20 protein-coding genes are annotated in these 21,821 nt (G+C 71.4%); 9 read left to right on the top strand and 11 right to left on the bottom strand.

Annotation, left to right across the window (positions count from 1 at the left end):
- The first annotated feature begins 49 nt into the window (after positions 1-49).
- From ACFQ2V_RS13435 to ACFQ2V_RS13420, 4 genes are read left to right on the top strand one after another with little or no spacing between them, the layout of a single operon-like run.
- Positions 50-736 carry a glycosyltransferase family 2 protein gene (locus ACFQ2V_RS13435; RefSeq protein ID WP_386053276.1) on the top strand — a complete coding sequence of 229 codons (687 nt, stop codon included), beginning with the start codon at positions 50-52 and terminating at the stop codon, positions 734-736.
- Positions 733-1,161 (top strand): DUF2304 domain-containing protein, encoded by a 429-nt coding sequence (locus ACFQ2V_RS13430; protein WP_386053274.1) that lies wholly within the window; start codon positions 733-735, stop codon positions 1,159-1,161. The genes ACFQ2V_RS13435 and ACFQ2V_RS13430 overlap by 4 nt, the downstream gene beginning before the upstream one ends.
- The gene (locus tag ACFQ2V_RS13425) at positions 1,151-2,377 is read left to right on the top strand and encodes an LCP family protein (protein ID WP_386053273.1); all 1,227 of its coding nucleotides are present in this window, start codon (positions 1,151-1,153) and stop codon (positions 2,375-2,377) included. Before ACFQ2V_RS13430 ends, ACFQ2V_RS13425 begins: the two co-directional genes overlap by 11 nt.
- Positions 2,377-3,117, top strand: a complete 741-nt coding sequence (locus tag ACFQ2V_RS13420; protein WP_386053272.1) for a TIGR03089 family protein — start codon at positions 2,377-2,379, stop codon at positions 3,115-3,117. The genes ACFQ2V_RS13425 and ACFQ2V_RS13420 overlap by 1 nt, the downstream gene beginning before the upstream one ends.
- 11 nt (positions 3,118-3,128) lie before the next feature.
- Here the strand turns inward: ACFQ2V_RS13420 and ACFQ2V_RS13415 are convergent, their stop codons facing one another.
- The gene (locus ACFQ2V_RS13415; protein ID WP_386053271.1) at positions 3,129-5,048 is read right to left on the bottom strand and encodes a peptidoglycan-binding domain-containing protein; all 1,920 of its coding nucleotides are present in this window, start codon (positions 5,046-5,048) and stop codon (positions 3,129-3,131) included.
- A gap of 277 nt (positions 5,049-5,325) precedes the next feature.
- On the opposite strand from ACFQ2V_RS13415, the gene ACFQ2V_RS13410 reads away from it, so the two are divergent.
- Both ACFQ2V_RS13410 and ACFQ2V_RS13405 read left to right on the top strand, forming a co-directional pair.
- Entirely contained in the window at positions 5,326-6,135 is an 810-nt protein-coding gene (locus ACFQ2V_RS13410) for a CoA transferase subunit A (protein WP_386053269.1), read from the top strand.
- Position 6,136: 1 nt separating this feature from the next.
- Positions 6,137-6,778: a CoA transferase subunit B gene (locus ACFQ2V_RS13405; RefSeq protein ID WP_386053267.1), complete on the top strand. Its 642-nt coding sequence runs from the start codon at positions 6,137-6,139 to the stop codon at positions 6,776-6,778.
- A 91-nt stretch (positions 6,779-6,869) separates the two neighbouring features.
- On the opposite strand, the gene ACFQ2V_RS13400 is transcribed toward ACFQ2V_RS13405, so the two are convergent.
- From ACFQ2V_RS13400 to ACFQ2V_RS13390, 3 genes are all read right to left on the bottom strand, one after another.
- Complete coding sequence (locus ACFQ2V_RS13400) at positions 6,870-10,007, bottom strand: SpoIID/LytB domain-containing protein (RefSeq protein ID WP_386053266.1); 3,138 nt, start codon at positions 10,005-10,007, stop codon at positions 6,870-6,872.
- 124 nt (positions 10,008-10,131) lie between these two features.
- Complete coding sequence (locus ACFQ2V_RS13395; RefSeq protein WP_386053265.1) at positions 10,132-11,148, bottom strand: hypothetical protein; 1,017 nt, start codon at positions 11,146-11,148, stop codon at positions 10,132-10,134.
- A 5-nt stretch (positions 11,149-11,153) separates the two neighbouring features.
- Complete coding sequence (locus tag ACFQ2V_RS13390; RefSeq protein WP_386053264.1) at positions 11,154-12,023, bottom strand: glycosyltransferase family 2 protein; 870 nt, start codon at positions 12,021-12,023, stop codon at positions 11,154-11,156.
- A 140-nt stretch (positions 12,024-12,163) separates the two neighbouring features.
- Between ACFQ2V_RS13390 and ACFQ2V_RS13385 the strand changes: the two genes are divergently transcribed.
- Complete coding sequence (locus tag ACFQ2V_RS13385) at positions 12,164-14,020, top strand: hypothetical protein (RefSeq protein WP_386053262.1); 1,857 nt, start codon at positions 12,164-12,166, stop codon at positions 14,018-14,020.
- Between the two features lie 7 nt (positions 14,021-14,027).
- Here the strand turns inward: ACFQ2V_RS13385 and ACFQ2V_RS13380 are convergent, their stop codons facing one another.
- Genes ACFQ2V_RS13380 through ACFQ2V_RS13365 form a run of 4 tightly spaced genes read right to left on the bottom strand, consistent with a single transcriptional unit; the run spans position 14,028 to position 16,687 of the window.
- Positions 14,028-14,471, bottom strand: a complete 444-nt coding sequence (locus tag ACFQ2V_RS13380; protein ID WP_386053261.1) for a hypothetical protein — start codon at positions 14,469-14,471, stop codon at positions 14,028-14,030.
- Positions 14,471-15,220 (bottom strand): SDR family NAD(P)-dependent oxidoreductase, encoded by a 750-nt coding sequence (locus tag ACFQ2V_RS13375; RefSeq protein WP_386053259.1) that lies wholly within the window; start codon positions 15,218-15,220, stop codon positions 14,471-14,473. The genes ACFQ2V_RS13380 and ACFQ2V_RS13375 overlap by 1 nt, the downstream gene beginning before the upstream one ends.
- Positions 15,213-16,439, bottom strand: a complete 1,227-nt coding sequence (locus tag ACFQ2V_RS13370) for an AMP-binding protein (protein WP_386053257.1) — start codon at positions 16,437-16,439, stop codon at positions 15,213-15,215. The genes ACFQ2V_RS13375 and ACFQ2V_RS13370 overlap by 8 nt, the downstream gene beginning before the upstream one ends.
- The gene (locus ACFQ2V_RS13365) at positions 16,436-16,687 is read right to left on the bottom strand and encodes a phosphopantetheine-binding protein (protein WP_386053255.1); all 252 of its coding nucleotides are present in this window, start codon (positions 16,685-16,687) and stop codon (positions 16,436-16,438) included. Before ACFQ2V_RS13365 ends, ACFQ2V_RS13370 begins: the two co-directional genes overlap by 4 nt.
- A 112-nt stretch (positions 16,688-16,799) precedes the next feature.
- On the opposite strand from ACFQ2V_RS13365, the gene pseH reads away from it, so the two are divergent.
- Both pseH and pseI read left to right on the top strand, forming a co-directional pair.
- The gene (pseH, locus tag ACFQ2V_RS13360) at positions 16,800-17,291 is read left to right on the top strand and encodes a UDP-4-amino-4,6-dideoxy-N-acetyl-beta-L-altrosamine N-acetyltransferase (protein WP_386053254.1); all 492 of its coding nucleotides are present in this window, start codon (positions 16,800-16,802) and stop codon (positions 17,289-17,291) included.
- A gap of 6 nt (positions 17,292-17,297) precedes the next feature.
- Positions 17,298-18,374 (top strand): pseudaminic acid synthase, encoded by a 1,077-nt coding sequence (gene pseI / locus ACFQ2V_RS13355; RefSeq protein ID WP_386053252.1) that lies wholly within the window; start codon positions 17,298-17,300, stop codon positions 18,372-18,374.
- Between the two features lie 110 nt (positions 18,375-18,484).
- Here pseI and ACFQ2V_RS13350 read toward each other — a convergent pair whose 3' ends face one another.
- From ACFQ2V_RS13350 to pseB, 3 genes are read right to left on the bottom strand one after another with little or no spacing between them, the layout of a single operon-like run.
- On the bottom strand, positions 18,485-19,648 hold the full coding sequence (locus ACFQ2V_RS13350; RefSeq protein ID WP_386053250.1) for a hypothetical protein: 1,164 nt from the start codon (positions 19,646-19,648) through the stop codon (positions 18,485-18,487).
- 4 nt (positions 19,649-19,652) lie between these two features.
- Positions 19,653-20,780 (bottom strand): UDP-4-amino-4,6-dideoxy-N-acetyl-beta-L-altrosamine transaminase, encoded by a 1,128-nt coding sequence (gene pseC / locus ACFQ2V_RS13345; RefSeq protein ID WP_386053249.1) that lies wholly within the window; start codon positions 20,778-20,780, stop codon positions 19,653-19,655.
- Position 20,781: 1 nt separating this feature from the next.
- Positions 20,782-21,771, bottom strand: a complete 990-nt coding sequence (pseB, locus tag ACFQ2V_RS13340) for a UDP-N-acetylglucosamine 4,6-dehydratase (inverting) (protein WP_386053248.1) — start codon at positions 21,769-21,771, stop codon at positions 20,782-20,784.
- Positions 21,772-21,821: the final 50 nt, after the last annotated feature.

The following is a 21,821-nucleotide window of genomic DNA, read 5'->3' as shown; positions in this document are numbered from 1 at the left end:
CGCACGTCGCGTGTCGGGCGGGGCACCTCGACCGCTCTAGGCTGGACGCATGCAGAACGAGGACGTGTGGCTGGTGGTGCCGCTCTTCAACGAGGCCGCCGTCGTCGCCGACGTCGTGGGTGAGGCCCGCTCCGTCTTCCCGAAGATCGTGTGCGTCGACGACGGCTCGCGCGACGCCTCCGCCGACCGCGCGGAACGGGCGGGTGCGGCGGTCGTGCGCCACCCGGTCAACCTCGGCCAGGGTGCTGCCCTGCAGACCGGCTTCGAGTACGCGCTCGGCGACCCGGCGATGCGCTACGTCGTCACCTACGACGCCGACGGCCAGCACCAGCTCCACGACGTCGAGGTCATGCTCGACCGCATCCGCCAGGGCGACGTGCGCGTGGTGTTCGGCTCACGGTTCCTCGACGAGCGCACCGACGCGTCCGCCCTCAAGAAGGTCGTCCTGCGCGCAGCCGTGGCCTACACGAACCTGACCACCGGGACGCGCCTCACCGACGCCCACAACGGCCTGCGCGTGCTCGACCGGGACGTCGTGGCGGGTCTCGACATCACCCAGAACCGTATGGCCCACGCCTCCGAGATCGTGTCGCAGATCGGCTCGATGCGCTTCGGTGGCGAACAGGTCCGCTACGCCGAGGAGCCGGTCCACATCCTCTACACCGACTACTCCCGGGCCAAGGGCCAGTCGCTCTGGAACGCCGTCAACATCCTCGCGGAGCTGATCTGGCGATGAGCAGACAGAGCCTGATCCAGGTCATCCTCATCCTCGGCACGCTCGCCGTCGCGTGGCGACTGCTGGTCGGCTCGGGCCAGCGCACGCAGGCCGTGCGGCGGCTCGGGCTGCTCGCGCTCGCCGCCCTCGCCGTCTACTCGATCATCGACCCCAGCGGCACGTGGACCCGCGTGGCCAACTGGTTCGGCATCGGACGTGGTGCCGACCTCATCCTCTACGGCCTCGTCGTGGCGTTCCTCGGCTTCGTCGTCACGACGTACAAGCGGTTCCGCGCCATGGAGACGCGCTACACGCGCCTCGCCCGTCGCATCGCCCTCGACGAGGCCCGGCCGGCAGCCGAGCACGTGAAGTCGACAGCATCCCCTGACACACTGTCGGGCGACACTCCCCCGACCTCGAGCGTGAAAGCAGCAGATGCCGACTGAACCGCACACCCCACGGCGTCCCAGAGGTGACGACGCGTACGTCATCGACACGAGACGACGCGTCAAGAGTCCCGGCGGCGGAGCGATCGCCTCGGGAGCCGGGCGACGCGACCAGGGCGGCGACCGCAACGACGACGGCTACGGTGACCGCCACGACGAGCGCCACGACCGTCACAACGACGGTGGCCGAGGGCGGCCGGCAGCCGGCGGGCGATCGCGCCACCGCTGGCGCAAGGGCCGCATCGCCCTCATCGTCCTGCTCGTGCTGCTCATCGCGTGGATCGGCTTCATGGTGTGGGTCCCGATGCAGGCCTGGGGCGCGGTCAACAAGGTCGACAACATCCCCTCCGGCGAGCGGCCCACCGACACGTCGGGCCACAACTACCTGCTCGTCGGCTCCGACAGCCGCGAGGGCCTGACCCAGGCGCAGAAGAAGAAGTACGCGACGGGCAGCGCCGAGGGCAACCGCACCGACACGATCATGCTGGTGCACGTCTCCGAGAGCGGCGGCAAGCCGGTCATGGTCTCGCTGCCCCGTGACTCCTACGTGCCCATCCCCGGGCACGGCTCCAACAAGATCAACGCGGCGTACGCCATCGGCGGCCCCAAGCTGCTGACGAACACCGTCGAGCAGGTCACCGGCATCCACGTCGACGGCTACATCGAGATCGGCCTCGGCGGCTTCGCAGGAGTCGTCGACAGCATCGGCGGTGTCGACCTGTGCGTCCCGCGCGACATGAACGACAAGCTCGCCGGCATCAACCTCAAGAAGGGCTGCCAGACCCTCGACGGCGGCAACGCCCTGGGCTATGTCCGCTCCCGTCACGAGGACCCCCTCGGCGACATCGGCCGCGCCGCCCGCCAGCGTCAGTTCCTGGGCGCCCTGATGAAGAAGGCCGCCACGCCGTCGACCGTCCTCATCCCCTGGCGCTACAAGAGCTTCGCCGACGCGTCGGCCGCCGGTCTGGCCGTCGGCCGTGAGACCGGCATCATGGACGCTCTCCGCGTGCTGCAGGCGATGCGTGCGGTGAGCAACGACGAGGGACTGTCGCTGTCGGTGCCGACCTCCGACCTCGCCTACCGCACCAACGGCGGCGCGCTCGCCGTCAAGTGGGACACCGAGCGGGCCAAGGCGCTGTTCAAGGCCCTCAAGGACGACGAGCCCCTGACCGAGGCGCCGGCCGGCACCACCGTCGAGGGCGCGAAGAACAGCTGATGACCGATCCCCTGCTGCCGGCCGACGTGCTGGCCCGGATGCTCGCGGCCGACCCCGGCCGCCCTCGGCTGACGTGGTACGACGACGAGCCCGGCGCGACCGCGGGCGAGCGCATCGAGCTGAGCGCCCGGGTCCTCGCGAACTGGGTGTCGAAGGCGGCGAACCTCCTGCAGGACGACGCCGCGGCCGGCCCCGGCACGACCGTCGGCCTCGACCTGCCCGCCCACTGGCGCTCCCTCTACTGGGCGCTGGCGGCCTGGTCGGTCGGCGCGACCGTCGTGGTCGGCGCCGAGGCCCCCGGGGCCGACGTCCTCGTCACCCAGTCACCTGCGGTCGCTGCCGACCACGGCGGCGACACGGTACTCGTGGCGCTGCCCGCCCTCGCCCGCAGCCACCCCGAGGCCGGCTCAGCGCCCGGAGCGGTCGACGAGGCGCGCGAGCTGTCCACGCACGGTGACCTCTTCTCGCCCATGTCAGACCCCGAACCGGACGACGTCGCGCTGGTCGGGTCCGGCGCACGACCCGACGGGACGGCATACGGCGAGGTCGTCGTGGGCGAGCCCGCCTGGGGCGAGGCCCCCCGCGTGGTCGTCGGTGGTGCGCTCGACCGGGTGCTCCGTCAGAGCCTCGCCGCCTGGTCGGCCGACGGCTCGGTCGTGCTGGTGCGTGGCACCCGCGACGACCTGTCCGACCGTTTCGCCTCCGAGGGCGTCACGCACGACGCGCGCGGCGACGCCTGACTCGCAAGCCTCTACGCGGAGAGCCGGTCGAACAGGGACCACGTGCGCGAGGCGACCACACCCGTGCTGGCCAGGCCTGCACGCGCCTGCGCCGACTTGACCGCCTCACGCGTGGCGAGGTCGAAGATGCCGGTCTGGGCCACCCCGAGCAGGCGCTGCACGGCGACGACCTGCGGCCCCGTGTCGCCGGCACGCAGCACGGTCGAGCGGTCGGCGACGAACGGGAAGTCACGCGCCTCGAGCACGTCCCACAGGTCGGGCGTCACGACGCCGGTCTGCGGCAGCGCGAGCGATCGCTGCAGCGAGACGACCTTGTCGCGAGTGACCGACCCGAACACGCCGTCGACCGCCAGTCCGCCCAGCGCCCGCTGCAGCACCCGCACCGCGGCGCCACGCGAGCCGGTCGCGATCGTCAGGCTCTTGTACGCGGTGTAGCTCGTCGCGACGTCGACCCGCGCGATCGCGGGGCTGGCCTTCGACGACATGCTGGCGTAGGCGGTCATGGCGGTGTCCCTCCCAGAGGTGGTGCGGGTGGTGCGCAGCTCGGCGGTGGTGACGTCGGGTGCTGCCGCGTCGGTGAGCGCGATGGCGCGCGCGGTCGCCGACCAGCCGCGGGCGAGCAGCGTCTGCTGCGTGCGCGAGTCGGCGGTGCCGGTCTGCGGCAGGCCGGCGAACTTCTGGTATGCCGTCACCCGCGCCCGGGTGAGCGGACCGAAGTACCCGGTGACGGGCAGGGCACCCAGCCGGGTCTGCAGGGTCCTGACGGCCGTGGACGTCATGCCGAGCTCCAGCGTCGGGTAGGCCTTCGTGGCCGTCGCGCCGGCAGCCGCAGCGGTGCCGGTCCAGCCACGCACCCAGAGGCGCGCCTGCGTGACCGGGTCGGCGACGCCGGTCTGCGGCAGGCCGGCGAACCTCTGGTACGCGGTGACCCGGGCGCGCGTCAGGGTGCCGTAGTAGCCCGTGGTCGGCAGCGAGCCCAGCTTGCCCTGCAGGGTGCGGACAGCGGCCGACGTCGTGCCGAACGACAGGGTCGGGTAGGCGGCCGCGGCGCTCCTCCAGCCCCGTGAGGCGAGCAGCTCCTGGGTGCGCAGGTCGGCGACACCGGTCCGGGCCAGCCCGACGAAGGCCTGGTAGGCGGTGACGCGGGCCCTGGTCTGGTCGCCGTAGAAGCCGGTGGTCGGCAGGTTGCCGAGGCGCACCTGGAGCTGGCGCACGGCCTCCGAGCGCATGCCGTGCGAGAGCGTGACCGGCGTGGTCGGCACCGTCGTCGTGTGCGCCGGTGCCGGTGGGCTGGAGGGGGTGGGAGCGGGTGTCGGCGGCAGCGACGACCCGGCCCGCGGCAGCGCGGTGAGGTAGCTGCGCGTCGGGACGCCGGTCCACCACGACGTGCGGCCGGCGGCCCCGTCGTGGTTGAAGCTGAAGTGGATGTGGTCGGTGTGCGGCGAGACGCCGGAGTAGGGGGCCCAGCCGCGCTCGGTCGCGTAGGCACGCCACATCTTCCGGTTGTGGATGATGTACATGATCCCGAAGCGTCGGGCCATCGCACCCTGGACCCCGTTCGCGTCGGGGGCCGTCAGCCAGTCGAGCACCGACTGCGCGACCGCCTCCTGCGCGGGGTTGTCGACGTTGAGCATCCAGTCCCACGCCCGCCCGTCGTAGTGCTCGGAGGGACCGCTGCCACAGGTACGGCCGATGAGGGCCGTCGAGCCCATCCCGTAGTGGGAGGTCATGAGGCGCGCGAAGGCCAGGACCCCGGGCCGGGCGACCGGGTCGCAGATCGTCTGGCCCTGGTACGGGACGTAGACGTCGAGGCCGCTCGGGAGAGGACGTGTCGGGGGCGGCTCCACGGCGGCCGCGGGGGTCGCGGCCATCGGCACGGTGAGCGCCGGAAGGGCGAGGACGAGGCCCAGCGGGCGTCTGCGCAGGGCCATCGAGCACCTCTTGTCGTGACGGGAAATACGCGGGATTGTGCAACTCCCGCACCATTTATGCACTCCAGTCACACCCCTCACAAGTTCGTCGGGCGAATTACATTCCTGTACTTTTCGGGGCTTCGAGAATCACATTGCTGTCATTCCCCCTTCTTGCCGGGAGGGCGTCACCGGCCGCGCCGGGACCGCCCTCACGTGTGCCGGGACCACAGGTCCACGAGCCCTGTGGGGTGCCCCCACGGCACCGGGGCGCCGCGGCGCGGATAGAGTCCGAGCCATGGACAAAGTCGTCTCCTCTCCCCAGGAGGCCATCGCCGGCATCAGTGACGGAATGTCGCTGTCGGTCGGCGGTTTCGGCCTCTGCGGCATCCCCTCCGTTCTCATCGCTGCGATCCACGACGCCGGCATCAGCGACCTCGAGGCCGTCTCGAACAACTGCGGCGTCGACGACTGGGGGCTTGGGATCCTGCTGCGCGACAAGCGCATCCGCCGCATGGTCAGCTCGTACGTCGGCGAGAACAAGGAGTTCGAGCGGCAGTACCTCTCCGGCGAGCTCGAGGTGGAGCTCACGCCGCAGGGCACTCTCGCCGAGCGCCTGAGGGCCGGCGGTTCCGGCATCGGGGCCTTCTTCACGATGACCGGTGTCGGCACCCAGATCGCCGAGGGCGGACTCCCCTGGCGCTACGACGACGCCGGCAACATCGCCGTCGCGTCACCGCCGAAGCAGACCCAGGACTTCGAGTGGATGGGCGAGACGAAGACCTTCGTGCTCGAACAGGCCATCACCACCGACTTCGGGCTCGTGCGCGCGGCGAAGGGCGACCGCCACGGCAACCTCGTCTTCAACCGGTCCGCCCGCAACTTCAACCCGCTCTGCGCCATGGCCGGCCGCGTCACCGTGGCCGAGGTCGAGGAGCTCGTCGAGCCGGGCGAGCTCGACCCCGACCAGATCCACCTGCCGGGCATCTTCGTCCAGCGCGTCCTGCCGCTCACCCCCGAACAGGCCACCGAGAAGCGCATCGAGCGTCGCACCGTCCGCCCGCGCCCCGACGCCGCGGCCACGAGCGACCAGAACAAGGAGGCCTGAGATGCCACTGACCCGTGAGCAGATGGCCGCCCGGGCCGCTGCCGAGCTCTCCGACGGCGCCTACGTCAACCTGGGCATCGGCCTGCCGACGCTCGTGCCCAACTACGTGCCCGACGACGTCGAGATCGTGCTGCAGTCCGAGAACGGCATCCTCGGCGTCGGCGCCTACCCGTTCGACGGGGAGGAGGACGCCGACCTCATCAACGCGGGCAAGGAGACCGTCACCCTGCGCAAGGGTGCGGCCTTCTTCGACTCCGCGACGAGCTTCGGGATGATCCGCGGCGGCAAGGTCGACGCCGCCATCCTCGGTGCCATGCAGGTCTCGGCCGGCGGCGACATCGCCAACTGGATGATCCCCGGCAAGATGGTCAAGGGCATGGGCGGCGCGATGGATCTGGTCCATGGCGCCAAGAAGGTCATCGTCCTGATGGAGCACAACGCCAAGGACGGCTCCTACAAGATCGTCGAGCAGTGCTCGCTGCCCTACACCGGTCGCGGCGTGGTCCAGCGCATCATCACCGACCTGTGCGTGCTCGACGTCACCGAGTCGGGGCTCGTGCTGCGCGAGCTCGCGCCCGGCGTCACCGAGGCCGAGGTGCGCGAGAAGACCGAGCCCGAGATCACGGTCGACCTCACCGCCTGAGGCCTCCTGAGACCTCCACGCATCGCAGCGGGGCGCCGGTCCTGGTCGGGACCGGCGCCCCGCTGCCGTGTTCGTCGGGTTGCCCGGGTCGTCACTGCCCCAGGCGCGTCGTCCACGTGTGGGTTCCCGCCGGGAGGGCGGTGCCGATGACGAAGCTTCCCGTCACGGGCTCGATGAAGAGCGCGCCGTCGCTCGTGCGCCGCACGAGCAGGTCGTGCCGACCGTCGCCCGTGAGGTCTCCGACGGACTTGAGCTCGCTGAACCCGCGCCAGTCGGTGGTGCCGATCACCTGGCCGGCCTGCAGGGTTCCCCCGGCGAGCCCGGCGTAGAAGTAGAGGCGGCCGTCGCTCGCCCGGATCGCGGCGACGTCGGTGCGCCCGTCACCGTCGAAGTCGCCCGCGGTGACGTGGCTGAAGATGCCCCACCCGGCGCCGATCTTCCGGGAACCGGAGAAGGCGCCGGCCCCGTTGCCCAGGTGGAGCACGAGCGAGCCGTCGGTGCTGCGGGCCAGCACGTCGGTGAGCCCGTCGCCGCTGAGGTCTCCCACGGGCACGAGGAGGTTCACCCCGCCCCAGCCGGTGCCGATGCGCACGGGTTCACGGTCCAGCACTCCCTGGGGGCTGCCGGACCACAGCCACAGCGAGCCGTCGCTGCGGCGGGCGACGACGTCGGCGATGTTGTCGGAGTCGAACGGCCCCACACCGGTCAGCAGGCTCGTGCCCGAGAAGCCGGTCGAGGCGAGGGTCCTCAGGCTGAAGCCCTTGTTGCCGGTGTAGGCGAGGGCCGCGGCGCCCGCACCGCTGGGGGTCAGCGCGTCACCGAGCGTGTCCGCCGTGAGGTCGCGTGGCAGCGTCCGGGCGGACACCGCCGGTGGCGACGTCACCGTCCACCAGGTGCTGCGCAGCCCCATGGCGGTGCGGAAGGAGTCTCCGCTGACCGTGACCGACCCGGCCGAGCCGGTGATGCGCACCGAGACGACGCGGCCACCCCAGTCACCACCGCCCGAGCGGCTGAGGACCGACAGCGACGACAGGGTGCCCGTCGACGGGTAGGCGGACTCGATGCGCGACAACGCCAGGGACGCGGTCCACGAGTGGGTGTTGCCGGTCACCGCGACCCCGTCGTAGGGGTCGACCTTCTCCACCTGGTAGGGCAGGGACGATGCGACCGTCACGCCGCCGTTGGAGGCGCCGAACTCCGTGAGCGCCGCCGAGCCGTTGTAGCGCACCACCGAACCGGCCGTTGCTGACGTGGCCGCGGTCGAGCGGGAGTCGAGCCGCGCCGTGCGCAGGGTGCCCGCGGCGTCGTAGTCGGCGATGCCGCGGTAGACCTGACAGCTCGAGGAGTCGCACGTGTCGTAGGAGGCCGAGAGCGGGTGCGCGCGAGCGTATGCCGCGTAGCTGCGCGCCGCGATGGCCTGCGCCTGCAGGGCCGCCGCCGGCCAGGAGGGCGACATCTCGTTGGGCACGACGGCACTCGTGTGCGACTCGGCGTCGGTCGTGTTGACCGACCGCGCTGCCGTGCCCCAGGGAAGCGTCGTGACCGAGCCGGCGTAGTCGCGCTGCTGGCCCGACGGGAGGACGACCCGCAGGACGCCTGTCGAGGGTCGCGAGAGGACGAGGGGCGCCGTCTTCCAGGCCTTCCAGTAGCCGCTCGAGGTCCACGTCGTGCCGGTGCGCCACTGCAGCGTCAGGCCACCGCCCTCCGGCACGATCCGCCACGACGTCGCGGCGCTGAGGACGTTGGTCGCCTTGCCGTCGTAGAAGGTGAGGCCGGACTGCGGCGCCGCCGTGGTGCCGCCCGAGCCGAGGTCGGAGAGGTGGATGCGCAGCTGCGGGTCACCCTGCGAGGCGAGCGTCGTGCCCGGGTAGTAGAAGGCGGCGATCTGGGCGGCGGTGAGGCCCGCGCGGGCCGCGCCGTTGGCGCCGTACTGCGACATGCCGCGTCCGTGGCCCGACCCGTGGCCGGACAGCGTGAAGGCCGTGCCTGCAGGACGGTTGAACGTCTCGACGACCGGCGTCGGCGCCATTGCGGTGAAGCTCTGGCGGCCCGCGGACCACGTGCTCGCGGCGGAGCTGCGGATGGACGAGAGCTGGGTGTAGCCGGCGTCCCCGGGGCAGTCGGTCTGGCCGTAGTCACGGTGCGCGCTCACCCGGCTCTTGGTGACGACGGTTCCGGCGGGGTACTTCGAGTTGCCCGCCGAGGTGAAGGTCGTCGTGCCGGCGGGGTCGAAGCCGGCCCGGTCGGCGAGCCAGGCGATGACCGCGGACACGGAGGAAATCGTCGCGGAGGAGAACGCGAGGCTGGTGTGGTCGCCGATGACGGACACCCCCACCGTGTCGGTGTTGAAGCCGGCGGTCTGCGCGCCCTGGACGAACGAGGTGCTGCTGCCGTAGCGCCCCTCGTAGACCTTGCCGAACCGGTCCACGAGGAACTGGTAGCCGATGTCGCACCAGCCGTTCGACTGGACGTGGTACGCGTAGATGCCCCGGACCAGCGACGCGGCCTGGGCCTGCGTGTAGTCGTTGGCGTTGACCGTGTGGTGCACGACAGCGCCCTTGATGCCGGGGAGTGTCTCCGGCGTGCACGTCCTGATGCTCTCGTCGGCGCCCCACTCGGCACGGGTGATGATGGTCGGCTGGCGCACGGCCGCGACCGCGGAGCCCGAGCGGATGCCGAGCTGCCCGTCAGCGGCGGAGGACCCCGCGTCGACGAGCGTCGCCGTGAGCCCCGCCGGCGCCGTCCTGCCGTTCGTCGCGACCCTGACCTCGAGGCCGGTGGCACCGGCGGAGGTGATGGGCTCGGTGCCCCTGCGCGCACCCTCGGCGTCCGCCGAGCCGGGGTCGGGGCCGTCGGCGTCGTCGACCTCGAGCTCGAGCCACGGACTCCAGCCGGCGCTCGTACGGGTTCGGGCTTCGACGGTCATCCCGGCGGGGGCGGCCCCCGTGAACGTCACGCCCGCGACGTCGAACGGGGTGCCTGTCGACGTGAGGGCAGCCACGACTCGCTTGTCGGCGGCGCGTGCAGGCGTCGCGCTGGTGGCCGAGCGGGGTGTCGCCCCGGCAAGCGTCCGTTGTTGCGCCACCGGCACGGCAGGAACCGCGACGCGGACGAGCTTCGGCTTCACCGGCGCCGGTTTGGCGCTGACCTCGACTGTCGGGAGCACGACGAACGCACCGGCGAGGCCGAGCACGGCGACGAGCGTGGAAACGTGTTTTCTGGCAGCCACAGGTCACTCCTTGTTACTGGAGTGACAAATGTCGCAAATGCGAGGGACTTCGGCAAACAGATCGGAAAAAGTGTTCGCACCGTGACCTTTGCGGACCTTTGGCTCATTTCGCCTGGCGACGACGTCAGACCCCAGCCGGCAGTGAACGAATCCTGTCGGACAACGCGCCGACAGGCACCGGAGTCGGCAGGAAGGTGTCGAGAAGACTGCGTTGGCGCCGGGTCAGCGCCGTCTCGAGCGGAGTCAGCTCGGGCGCCGTGACGCGCAGCGCAGGAGTGCCGTGCACGGCCGCGAGGTTGAGCAGGGCGGTGCTGTTCGAACCGATGACGACACGGGACCCGACCACCTCGCGGGCCAGCTCCGCCGGCGCGGCGCCGAGGACGACCTCGAAGCCCGCGTAGCGCTCGAGGTTCTCGCTGGGGTGCGGCCGCAGGGCCAGCCCGATGCCGGCAGCCGCGCACTGGTCGCGCACCGCCACGAGGTGTTCGAGGTAGCTCGCCTCCGACATGACGCCGATGTCGGGCCAGGGCTGCGTCAGGTAGACGCCCCGCGTGGACGACGGCGAGCTGCCCGACAGCCGATGGCGGAACTCGGCCGCCACGTCGTCACGAACGACCCACCGGTCGCCCGCGGGCTCGTAGAGCGACCAGTGGACGTCGGTGAGCACCGTGCCGGCGGCGCTGACCACGCCCGCCCGCAGCAAGGTGCGGACCGCGCTGCCTCCCTGGCGGCGGTACGCGTCACGCCGGCTGCGCAGGTTGCCGAACGACCCGATGCCCTCGTCGACGACGACCACCCGCGGGCGCCGGCCGCGGCCGGCTACGACCAGCCGGGCCCACGCCCGGGTGCCCGGCAGGCCGATGGACAGCAGGGTGAGGTCGACGTCCGTCGGCACGCGCCAGTGGTCGTCGCGCACCAGGGTCTCGACGTGCAGACGGGGGTGGTCGGGGAGGTAGGAGCGCACCTCGGCCTCGCCCACCCGGGCGTGGCCGAAGCCCGAACCGACGTCGAGGACGACCACCTGGACGGCGCCGTCGGCCCGCTCCACGTGGTGGCGCAGCCACGACGCGGCATACACGAGGTGGGTGACGCTGCGGACGCCCGAGAGGATGACCCGCGACGCAGGCAGCTCGACGGCCATGCGCGTCAGACGATCGGCGGGCGGCCGGCGCGCGAGAGGCGTGCCACCGTCGACCACGTCATCGGCCGCCGGTCGCCGGCGTCCTCGCGCAGACCCTCGCGCAGCCCCCGGAACCACACGCCGAGCTTCTCGCGGTCACGCACGCGCGCCACCGTGATCGCCGACCACACCGCGACGTACAGCTCGGCCACCGGGTGCGGGAGGTTGCGCTTCGCCACCCAGACGCGGTTGCGGGCATTCATCCGGTAGTACACGGCGTGACGCGTCGGCTGCGTCGCCGGGTGGTTCACGACAACGTCGGGGCGGTAGCGCAGGCGCCAGCCCGCGTTGAGGAGGCGGTACGCGAGGTCGATGCCCTCGTGGCCGTACCAGAAGTGCCCCGGCCAGCCGCCGACCTCCTCGAAGGCGGAGCGGCGGATCGTGCAGACGCCCTCCCAGAAGACGACGACGTCGCCACCGGCGCCGCCGCCCGCAGTCTTCAGGTGCGGCACCCAGCGCCTCGGGGTGGGCAGGCCGGTCGGGTCGGCACCGCGCGGCTGCACGACGGCGATCCGGTCGTCGAGGGCGTACTCCGCCGCCAGGCGGGCGAGCACGTCGGTGGTCGGGAGGAAGGCGTCGTCGTCGTAGAAGAAGAGGATGTCGCCGCGGGCCTCGCGAGCGCCGATGTTGCGGCCCTCGGGGATGCCGACGTTCTCGGCGACGTGCACGGTGCGGACGCCCTCGGGGACGCCCTCGGGGCGCCAGCCGTTGCCGACGAGCACGACGTCGAGCACGACGCCCTCCTGCGCCAACAGCGTGTCGAGCGCCTTCTCCAGCTCGGCCGGGCGGTTGCCCATCGACAGGACCACGGCGGCCACCTTGGTCAGCGCGGGCATCGAGGCTCCTTGCAGGCGTCAGGCACCTCGGAGGGTGCGGGAGTCGGGGGCGCGCCCGCTCCCGGACGGCATCGCTATTGTAGTCGGGTCATCCGGACGGCCCCGGCGGCCACCGGAGACCCACCACGAGAGGACCATGTGTGACCGCCCACCTGAGCGACCAAGACATCCAGCGCGACGCCATCTCGGGGGCCCGGATCCTCGTCGGTGACATGCTGATGTGGTCCGACCTCGACACGCTCGACGTGCCGCTCGCGACCCGCGAGGTCGTCCGCGCGGCCATCGCGGCCAAGCGTCCCCGTCGCGTGCTGCTGGCCGGCCCGCGGGCCGGCCTTCTCGTCGACGCGGTCCCCACCGACGTCCCTGTCGACCTGCTCGTACGCGCCCTCCCCGACGCCCGCACCCTGGGTGACCGGGCCGGGCTGCACAAGTCCGCCGACCTCTACTGCGGCGGCCTCGACGTCTTCGAGCCCGGACACACCTACGACCTCGTCATCGCCCTCGGCGGCCCCGAGCGCCTCCTCGGCCCCGACTCCGGGGGCCTCACCGACGCCCAGGCAGTGGCCCGGCTCTCCGCCCTGCTCGACGACGGCGGCCGCTTCGTCGTCGACCTCGCCAACGAGCTCGGCTTCACCGACCTCGTCTCGGCAGTGCCCGACGAGGCCCTCGAGTCCGACGCGGGGTGGCACATCGGCGCGCAGGGCTTCGCCACGCGCCACCTCTTCGCCCGTGAGCGTGCCGCGATCCTGGAGGGCGAGGGCCTCCGGCTCGAGGCGTGCTTCGCCGCGATGCCCTCGGTCGACGAGCACCGCGTCCTCGTCCACGACGCCGCCCTCGCCGACGGATCCCTGCGCGACCAGGTCGGCTTCCACGCGGGCAAGGCGATGGACGAGCACTTCGCGAGCACTCCCATGCTGCGCGAGCCCCGCAACGTGGTCGAACGCGTCGTCGAGGCGGGCATGCTCGACGAGCTGGCCCCCGGCTGGCTCGTCGTCGCGACCAAGGGCGCCCCCGCCAGCACGCCCACCTACCCGGCGCTCGTCGTCGCCGAGGCCGAAGCAGCCAGCCCGTGGAGCACGGTGGCCGTCATCGCCGCCGATGCCTCGCAGTCGGTCGCCTGGGCCGACGAGCGCACGGACTCCGAGACCAGCGAGGGCACCGTCTCGCGCGGCCTGTCGCCCCTGGCTCCGGGTCGCTCGTTCGAGCTCGACCTGCGCCGTGCCTGCGCCACGCGACGTCACGCCGCGATCCGCTCGCGCGTGCGCCAGTACGCCGCATGGCTCGCCGACGGCAAGGTGTGGACCACCCAGACGGCCGAGCAGCGCTTCTTCGCGACGCCGGCCAACACCCTCATCGACGGCGACCGGCTGCGGCTGGCCGACCCGTCGTGGCGACGCACCGGCGTCGTGTCCGCCGACGACGCGCTCGTGCGCGGCCTGCGCGACTTCGCCCGCCGCCTGCTCGCCTCCGGCTCGGCGCACCCGTGGCGCGTGACCGTCACCCCCGACGAGCTCACCATCACCCTCGCCTCGATGGCGGGCCTCACGGTCACCGAGGCGATGATCGCCCGGGTCGCCCGCACCGAGGCCGAGGTCGCCTCGACCGTGGCCGGACGGCCCGAGGACCTCGACGAGCTGCTCGAGCGCAACCTCGAGCAGGGCCAGTTCGCGCGTGACCTCCCGGCTCCCGACGAGATCGGCTTCCGCGAGCTGCTGACCCACCACCGCGTCATCTCCCGCGAGCTGCGCGAGAAGCAGGGCCAGGTCAAGTGGCTCGAGGGCACCCTGCGCCATCGCGACCGCTACATCCGCACCCTCGAGCGCGTCATCGAGCGCTACGAGGAGACGTTGACCTATCGCGCCGTCGAGGCCATGCGGGCGCCGCGGCGCATCGCCACCGAGAAGGCCGTGGCGGCAGCGAAGTCGACGGCACAGGACGCCCTGCCGCCCGGCGCTCTCAGCAAGGCTCGCCAGCTCGCGGCCCGCGTGCTCAAGTGAGCTGAGCTCAGGTGGCCCACGACATTCCGTGGGCCACCACGACGTCGTCGACGCGGCGTACGAGCCAGTGCACCTCGACGCCCGAGCGGCTCACCGGGCTCTCGGTCACGGGCCCGCGACGGGCGAGGACGACCATGGGGGTGTCGGCGAGCTTGGCGAGGACCTCCGTGGCGCACCACAGGTCCCAGAACCGGTCGCGCTCCCCCGCCACGGTGGCCCCCCAGCGCGCCTGCACGCTGGGGGGCACCGGCTGGCGCGCGAGCTCGGCGTCGACGGCGTGGCCCAGGGAGGGGTCGTGCGTCTGCGCGTCGGACGGCAGTACCCAACACACCACCCGCCCGTCCGCGAGGTAGGAGTGGGCTCCTGCGACGCACCGGTGACCGGTGCGCTCCTCGATGACGAGCGGGTGGTCGCGGACGGCCTCGGAGAGCCGGTCCGCGCGGGTGTCCATCAGATGCTGTTGCCGCCGTCGACCGTGATGACCTGGCCGTTGATGTTGGTGTCGTGGAAGAGCAGCGTGTTGACCACCGGCACGATGTTGTCGGGCTCGACGAGACGCCCCGACGGCGTGCGGCGGGTGATCGTGTCGAGCTGCGTCTGGCCCAGCACCGAGCTCATCTCGGACGCGAAGAACCCGGGCGCGACGCTGTTGACGAGCGCGCGCCCGTGCATCTCGCGGGCCAGCGTGCGCATGGCGCTGTCGAGGCCGCCCTTGGTGGCGGAGTAGGCGACGAGGCCGGAGTAGCCGCGCTGCGCGCACACCGAGGTCACCATGACGATGCGGCCCCGGTTGCCCTTGGCCATGATGCGGCGCAGCACCGCACGCGCCAGCAGCAGCGGCGCGGTCAGGTTGGTCTCGATGATCTTCGCGATCTGTTCGGGCGAGGTGTGCACGTGCAGGCTGTCCTGGCCCATCGCGGCGTTGTTGACCAGCGCGTCGATGGGACCGAGACGGCTCTCGGCGTCCTTGAGGAAGGCGTTGATGGCCTTGACGTCGGTGACGTCGACCGAGGCCGCGACGACGCGGTCGGGGTGCGCGGCCGCGACGGCCTCCAGCTCGGGGGTGACGGTGCGCGCGAAGGCAGCGACCTTGGCTCCCTGCGCGAGGATGTCCTCGACGATGGCCAGGCCGAGACCACGGGAGCCGCCTGAGACGACGACCACCGTTGCGGGGCCGATGGGTTCGGTCTTGTCAGACATCGCTCTTCAGGGTCTCCTTGATCGGGATCTGGTCCAGGAACCGCACCCGGCGGGGCACGGAGTAGTCGGGCAGGCGCGCCGCGCACCAGGCGGTGAGCTCTGCGTCGGTGACCTCGCCCGACAGCACGACGTCGGCGGTCACGATGCTGCCGACGATCGGCGCCTTGCGTCCGCGGACGGAGGCCCACGCCACCGCCGGGTGCGACTGCAGGACATCACGCACGGCCGAGGCGGAGGCCTTGGCCCCGCCGACGTTGATCTCGTCGGACGCGATGCGGCCGGTGATGAGGACGCGACCGTCGACCACCTCGACCCGGTCGCCGGTGCGCAGCACCTGGTCGATGCCCTCGCCGCGCTTGGGCGAGGCGATGAGCAGCTCGCCGTCGTCGACGGTGAGGGTCGCCCGCCCGTCCATCTCACGGCCGAGCCACTGCTCGGGGAACCCGGCGCGCCCGTCGTGGACGGCGATCGTCGCGCCCGCCTCGCTGGAGGCGTAGATCCACGAGACGCGGGCGTTGGGGAACATCTCGGTGAGGCGCGTGAGGATGGCCTGGTCGACCGGCTCACCGCCGAGGGTCACCTGCTCGAGCGGCAGGGCGGCCACGCTGTCAGGGTCGCGGTAGAGCGCCTGACGCCAGAAGGTGGGGGTGCCGGACGCGGCGGTCACACCGACCTCGAGCGCGCGGGCAGGCCACGTGTCGAGCTCGTCGGGCTCGATGAAGAGGACGTCCTGGCCGGGGTGGGCGATGCTCAGCGTCACGACCTGCCACCACGCGTACGCGCCGTGGGCGTACGGGCACAGCCAGGTGCGCCGCGGCTGGTCGCCGGCGACGGTCGTGAGCGACGCGAGCGTGTGCGCGACCTGCTTGGGACGGCCGGTGCTGCCGCTCGTGAGCAGCCAGACCCGGCCGGGCGTCGCATCGCGTTCGGTCGTGGGCGGGACGACGTCGACGCCGTCGAGGCCGTCGACGATGGCCAGGCCGGCGGCACGGAGGTCGTCGGCGAGGTCGGGGGTGACCCGGGTGCGTGAGGCGACGAGGACCTCGGAGCTCCGGGTCGCGGCAGCCCACACCGCACGGGCGGCGTCATGGTTGTCACGCACGAGCACGGCTGCGGCCTCGGGCAGCTGCAGGCTCTCGAGCTCGTCCCAGCGGCCGTCGAAGCCGCGGGTGATGATCCGGTTGGCGGCGCCGGCGAGACCGCCAGCTCCCGCGCTCACGCGGCCTGGAGCTGCTCGAGGAAGTCGAGCACGTCGGAGATCGTGGCGATCTGGCGCAGCTCGGGGGCGTCGAAGTTCAGCTCGTCGCCGATCTCGTCCTCGACGCGGAGGGCCAGCTCGGAGAAGTCGAGGGAACGGAAGCCGATCTCCTCGAGGTTGGCCGAGTCTTCTGCGGGCATCGACTTGCCCTGGGCCTGAAGGACCTCGGCCATCATCGTCCGGATCGCGTCACGGCTCAGTGCGCTCATGCTGTTGTTCCGCCTTGGGCTCGGGGTTGGGGCGTCCGGTAGTCTAACAACGAATCCCCCACCGACCGCCGCGGCCCTTCGGAGCCCGCGGCGTCCTCATGAGGAGGGCCAGATGCTCCGCCCCGCAACCGATGCCGACAGTGCGAACGTGCTCCGGTGGCGCAACCACCCGGAGGTCCGTGCCGTCTCGCTGACCCAGCACGAGATCACCGATGACGAGCACGCCGCGTACTGGGCGGCCACGCGTGACAACGACGCCCGCGAGATCTGGATCTACGAGCGCCACGACGTGCCGTCCGGCGTCGTCACCTACTTCGACATCGACCGCGAGGCCGGCAGCGCGTGGTGGGGCTACTACCTCGACAACGACGGCCTCAAGGAGCGTGGCGAGCTGCTGCCGGCCTGGATCGAGATCCAGCGCCAGGCAAAGCGCCTCGCGTTCGACGAGCTGGGCCTGCGCACCCTCGAGGGCGAGGTCCTCGAGGCCAACGAGGCTGTGCGGCGGTTCAACCGGCGAAATGGATTCGAGGAGATCGAGCGTTACACCCAAGACATCGACGGCACCCCGACACCCGTCCTGCGGGTTCGAGCCACGAAGGACTGAACGAGAATGAGCACCCCGGTCGAAACCCCAGCAACGACGTCCCTGGACATCGGCGGCACGACCGTCGGCCCCGACGCCCCGCCGTTCATCATCGCGGAGATGTCGGGCAACCACGACGGCAGCCTCGACAAGGCCCTCGAGATCGTGCGGATGGCCGCCAAGGCGGGCGCCCACGCGATCAAGCTGCAGACCTACACGGCCGACACGATCACCATCGACGTCGACAAGCCCGAGTTCCGCCTGTCCGAGGGCCACGAGCTGTGGGGATCGCGCCGCCTCTACGAGCTGTACGAGGAGGCCCACACGCCGTGGGAGTGGCACAAGCCGATCTTCGACCTCGCCCGTGAGCTCGGCATCCTCGCCTTCTCGAGCCCGTTCGACCCGACCGCGGTCGAGTTCCTCGAGGGCCTCGAGGTCCCGGCCTACAAGATCGCGTCGTCCGAGATCGTCGACCTGCCGCTCATCCGGCTGGCGGCCCAGACGGGCAAGCCGCTCATCATCTCCACGGGCATGGCGTCCGTCGGCGAGATCGCGGCGGCGGTCGAGGCGGCCCACTCGACCGGCAACCGCCAGGTCATGCTGCTCTCCTGCACCGTGAGCTACCCCGCCGACCCGGCCTCGTCGAACCTGCGCGGCATCCCGGTCATGCGCGAGGCGTTCGGCGTCCCCGTGGGCCTCTCCGACCACACGATGGGCATCGGCGCCGCCGTGGCCTCGGTCGCGTTCGGCTCGGTCCTCGTCGAGAAGCACGTCACGATGTCCCGCGAGGAGGGTGGGGTCGACTCCGCCTTCTCGCTCGAGCCCGACGAGCTCGCCGCCCTCGTGCGCGAGACCAAGGTCGCCTGGCAGGCCCTGGGCGAGCCGCGCATCGGTGCACGTGAGGCCGAGCGTGAGGGCCTGCGCTTCCGCCGCTCGCTCTTCGTCGTCGAGGACGTCAAGGCCGGCGACCCGGTGACGGCTGCCAACGTCCGCTCCATCCGCCCCGCGAACGGCCTTGCGCCAGACGCGTTCTCGCTCGTCGAGTCCAAGCGGTTCACGCGCGACGTCGAGCGCGGCACCCCCATGTCGTGGGATCTCGTCTGACCTCCCGCCCTGGTCTTCGACCATGACGAAGGGCCCCGACCGCACTTCGGTCGGGGCCCTTCGTCGTTCGCCTTCGTGACGCCGGGCTGGTCGGCTCCGGTGAGTCCTCGTCAGTCCTGGTCGTCCATTGCCGGGTCCTGGGCCGCGTCCGAGACCGGCGCGGCGGTGCGGGCGGGCTCCTTCGCGGACCCGTCGCCCGCGGAGTCCGCCTTCGCCTGCGTCTTCGTCGAGCCCTTCGCCGGCCCCTTCGAAGCCGCGCTCGGCTCGTGGTCATGGGCGTCGTCCGCGTCGTCGACGGTGGCGTCCATCGAGACCAGCCGGTCCGAGGGGTCGCCGTCACCGGGGGCACGGTGGCTCTCGGAACGGTGCTGGCGTCGGCGACGACGCGCGAAGGCCGACGGCTCCTCGTCGAGGGGAGGAGCGGGCGGGGGCGTTCCCGGCGTGCGGATCTCGGGCGCCCAGCCGAACGCGTCGATGACCTCGGCCGGCGAGAGGATCTCGTCCGCACCGAGCTCACGGTTGGCGACCTCAGCCGCGTAGTCCATCGGCACCGAGAACTGGTGCATCTCCGGCCAGATGCGCCGCGGCTTGTTCACCCCGCCGAGCACCGCGTGGTCTGACTCGAGCGCCATCGGGTCGCCGTAGATGCCGACCTCGACGCCGGCCGAGGCGGCATACAGGATGGCGCTGCTCATGCGGTTGCTGACGACGCGCTTGTGCTGGCGCATCTCGTGCAGCTGCCGGTAGAGGAAGGCGACGTCGGTGTCCTGCCACAGGTAGCCGCGCTGCCCGTGGGTGACGACGCGCACGCCGGCGTCCTCGTACTCCCGGCGCACCTTCGGGTTGTCGTACTCGTTCCAGTGCAGGCAGACCGTGATGGGCACGTCGCCCTCGGCCTCCTTCACCTCGTCGATGTACGCCGTGTGGCTGCCGACGACCTGCTGGCCCTCCCACCCGTGGAACGGGTAGACGATCGTGCCGGTGCGTGGCTCGGCCGTGGCCAGCCACTCCTTCTGGCGCTCGAGCTCGAGCAGGTAGAGCCAGGGGGCGGCGACGACCATGTAGTTGCGCAGGCCCGCGGCCCAGCCGCGACGGGCGCAGGCCTCCGACCAGACGAACTTGGGGTACTGCGGCGTGAAGACCGTGCCGACGGCGAAACCGTCGTGCATGTTCCAGCCGTGCTGCAGGTAGCCCCAGATGCGCGGCGGGTGCTCCAGGCCGACGTAGCGGGCCATGATGTGGGCATGCCCGTAGAAGTGGTTGGCGTGGTGCATCGGATCAGCTCCCGACGGCGCCGCGGACGGCGTCGATGACCTTGTCGACCTGCGCGTCGGTCAGCTCGGCGTGCATGGGCAGAGAGAGCTCCTCGGCGTAGAACTGCTCGGCGTTGGGGCACATGCCCCGCTTGAAGCCGAGGTCCTCGAAGAGCGGGTGCCAGTACACGGGGATGTAGTTGACCTGCACTCCGACGCCATCGGCGCGCATGGCGTCGAAGACCTCGCGGCGGCGGCCACCGAGCACGCGCAGCGGGTAGAGGTGCCAGATCGGGTCGACGTGCTCGCGCTGCGTGGGCAGCCGGATGCCGTCGACGCCGGCGAGGCCCTCCTGGTAGCGCGCGAAGATCGCGGCGCGACGCTCCTTGAACGCCGCGAGCCGCCGCAGCTGGCTGATGCCGAGGGCCGCGAGGACGTCGGGCAGGCGGTAGTTGAGGCCCCACTCGTGGACCTCCTGGTGCCAGGGGCCCTCGTCGGGGTAGCGCATGCGCGCCCGGTCGCGCACGAGTCCGATGAAGTGGAACTCGTGCGCGCGTCGGCCGAGCTCCGGGTCGAGGGTCGCGACGGCGCCACCCTCGGCGGTCGTCATGTTCTTCGTGGGGAAGAACGAGAAGGTCGTCAGGTCGGCGAGCGAGCCCACCGGGCGACCCTTGTAGGTCGAGCCGATCGAGTGTGCGGCGTCCTCGACGACGAGCGCCCCGACGCGGCGGGCGGTCTCGTTGACCGCGTCGATCTCGATCGGGTGACCGGCGTAGTCGACGCACGCGATGACCTTGGTGTCGTCGGTGACGGCGGCGTCGAGGGCCACCGGGTCGATGTTCGCCGTGTCGTCCTCGATGTCGACGAAGCGGATCTTCGCGCCGAGCGCGACGGCGCACGAGGCAGTCGCGACGAAGGTCATCGGCGTGGTGACGACCTCGTCGCCGGGACCGACGCCGGCAGCGGCATACGCGATGTGCAGGGCGGCGGTGCCGCTCGTCGCGCTGACGCAGCGGGACGCGCCGGACAGCGCCGCGAGCTGCTCCTCGAACGCCGTCACGGTCGGGCCGGTGGTGAGCCAGTCACCCCTCAGCACCTGGGCGACGGCGTCTATGTCGTCCTCGTTGACCGACTGGCGTCCGTAGGGGATCACCTCAGATACCCGCCTCGAGCATCGTGCGGATGTCGTCGGCACCGATCCAGATGTCGTTCTTGTCGGAGGCGCAGTGGAAGCCGTCGGGAACGGGCTTGCCGTCGGTGCGCGGCACGTAGCCCCACGTCGCGAGCTCGGGCTCGAGGACGTAGTACTTGCCGTCCATGATCATGATGGCGCGGCGGCCCTCCTCGGGGCTGATCATCTCCTCGTGGAGCTTCTCGCCGGGGCGCAGGCCGATGTCGTGCATCTTGGCGCCGGGGGCGATCGCCTGCGCGAGGTCGGTGACGAGGTGCGACGGGATGTGCGGCACGACGAGCTCACCGCCCTGCATGAGCGAGAAGGTGTCGAGCACCATCTGCACGGCCTCGGGCAGCGTGATGAGGAAGCGCGTGCAGCGCAGGTCGGTGATGGGCAGCGACTCCCCCGCCTCGTGCAGGGCACGGAACTTGGGGATGATCGAGCCGCGCGAGCCGGTGACGTTGCCGTAGCGCACGACGGCGAAGCGCGTGGGGTACTGCGCGGCGTAGTGGTTGCCGAGGATGAAGAGCTTGTCGGCGGTCAGCTTGGTCGCGCCGTAGAGGTTGATCGGCGAGCTAGCCTTGTCGGTCGAGAGCGCGACGACCTTCTTGACGCCGGCGTCGATGCACGCCTCGATGACGTTCTGGCTGCCGAGGACGTTGGTCTTGACGAACTCGTGCGGGTTGTACTCACCGGTGTCGACCTGCTTGAGGGCGGCGGCGTGCACCACGTAGTCGGTGCCGTGCATGGCGCGGCGCAGACGGTCGAGGTCGCGGACGTCGCCGATGAACCAGCGCAGGCGGGGGTCGTCGTTGAAGAGCTGCCGGACCTCCCACTGCTTCAGCTCGTCACGGCTGTAGATGATGACCCTCTTGGGGTTGTGGTTGTCGAGCACCTCACGGATGAACGCCTTGCCGAAGGACCCGGTCCCACCTGTGACAAGGATCGACGACCCTTCGAGAATGCTCACCCTTTGACCTCCTGGTCATGTTCTTGAAACCGTGCTGCGCGGGCCTGTCA

It is taken from the genome of Terrabacter terrigena, assembly GCF_042676085.1.
Lineage (GTDB): Bacteria > Actinomycetota > Actinomycetes > Actinomycetales > Dermatophilaceae > Terrabacter > Terrabacter terrigena.
This window is presented reverse-complemented; position numbering and strand designations above follow the sequence as displayed.